The organism is Anaerolineae bacterium (genome assembly GCA_014360855.1).
GTDB lineage: Bacteria > Chloroflexota > Anaerolineae > JACIWP01 > JACIWP01 > JACIWP01.
In genome coordinates this window covers 1-1,807 of record JACIWP010000409.1, presented here as the reverse complement: position 1 = coordinate 1,807, position 1,807 = coordinate 1, and the positions used below count along the sequence as shown (strand labels likewise).

The 1,807-nt window shown below is 66.3% G+C and carries 2 protein-coding genes; both read right to left on the bottom strand.

Annotated features, from left to right (window positions below):
• Nucleotides 1–1,208: BMP family ABC transporter substrate-binding protein (locus tag H5T60_14575; GenBank protein ID MBC7243656.1), on the bottom strand; the 1,208-nt coding region annotated here is incomplete at its 3' end.
• The coding region (locus H5T60_14570) for a heme ABC transporter ATP-binding protein (protein ID MBC7243655.1) at nt 1,192–1,807 on the bottom strand (616 nt) is incomplete at its 5' end. The genes H5T60_14570 and H5T60_14575, both read right to left, overlap by 17 nt.

Below are 1,807 nucleotides of genomic sequence, written 5' to 3'. Positions count from 1 at the left end.
ATGCGGAGGCCCTCGACGATGCGAGCGGGACTGCCGAAGGCCCCCTCGAAGAGGGAGGTATAGGCGCGGACGATGGTGCGCCAGGCGGCCTGCATGCCGGCGCCGAACCCACTGCCGAACGCCGCCCAAACTTTCGGGTCGAAGGCCATGATGAAGATGGCGCCGATGATAAGCGCGGAGATGATGGCCAGGAAGGGGATAAGCGCCGCCTGCCAGTTCCAGGCCGTCAGGCGGGCGAAGATGCCCCGGCGGATTTCCTCCCCCTGCGGCCCCACGCCGGTGCGGATGCGCCCGCTTTTCAGGCTCTCGGTGATCTCGAGGATTTTGCCGCGCACTTCGGAGGGAACCGCCACATCGGCGTCGTGGAAGGGGGCCAGCCCCACGCCGGCGTTGGCAAGGTCAAAACGCATGATCCCGCCGCGCAGGCTCCCCTGCAGGGCTTTTTTGACCGCCTGGTATACCGCCTCATCCACGCGCTTCATGGCGCTGGTGAGGACACGGTCCGCGCCGGCCTGTCGGCCGTTCTGGAAGGTGGTGACCCACACGTCCTGGTCGGCGCCAATGACCCAGATGCCCTGCGAGGCCGCCGTCAGCAGGCCGGCGTTTCCGCAGGCGCCGGCGGCGGCGAAAATAATGTCCACGCCCTCGGCCGCCAGCTTTCCGACGGCCTCGGCGCCGGCGGCGGCATCGGTAAAGGAGTTGGTGTAGACCGGGATGAGCTTGGCCTGGCGGTTCGTCAGGGCCATGCCGTTGGCAAAGCCGCGGTGGAAGCGGCGGATGGGGGGCAGGTCCTTTCCACCGATGAAGCCGACATTGCCTTGCGAAGTGATGAGGCCGGCCAGCGCGCCGGCGAGGAAGGCCGCCTGGTCCTCGGCGAAGACCAGGCCGGTCATGTTCTGGCTCTCGACCAGCGGCTCGTAGTCCACCACGATGAAGTGGGCCTTGGGGTAGCGGCCGGCGATGCGCTCGACGGCCGGCCCGGTGACGGAGCCGACCGTGACGATGAGCCGGCAGTCCTCGTCCAGGAGCTGGCGCAGTTCGCTCTCATAGGCGGTGGGAGAGGCCGGCTGGCGCACCACCACCTCGATGCCGTGCTCCTGGGCGGCCCGCAGGAGTCCCTCGTAGGCCTGCTGGTTGAAGCCGCCGTCGTCAATGCGTCCGCCGTCGGTGATTAAGCCAATTCGCAGGATGTCAGCCGGCAGTGGCACGGACCTCCTCCTTTCGTACTCCCGCCATGAGCAGGCCGATTTCTTCTTTTGTGGCGGTTTCGGCCGGCAGGATGGCCTGGATTTGACCCTCGTACATCACAGCAATGCGGTCGGAAAGGTTCATTACTTCGTCCAGTTCCGGGGAAACCAGCAGTACCGCACAGCCTTCATCGCGCTTTTCGATGATGCGGCGGTGAATATATTCGATAGAACCCACGTCCAATCCGCGCGTCGGCTGGGAGGCGATGAGCAAGCGGATCGGGCGGGAGAATTCGCGAGCGACAATGACCTTTTGCTGGTTGCCGCCCGAGAGGCTGGAGACCGGGGTGAGCACGCTGGGGGTGCGCACGTCGAACTCCCGCACGCGGCGTTCGGCCGTGGCCAGGATGACCTCCCTGTCCAGCACCCCACGCTGGGCAAAGGGCGGCAGATAGTACGTGTTCAGTACCAGATTGTCCGCAACCGGGAAAGAGAGCACCAGCCCGTCTTTCTGACGGTCTTCTGGCACGTGGGCGACCCCGCGCTCCAGGATGGCGCGGGGCGAGGCGGTGGTCACGTCTTTGTCGAGGATCAAGATGCGTCCGCCGGCGGCCGGCCTC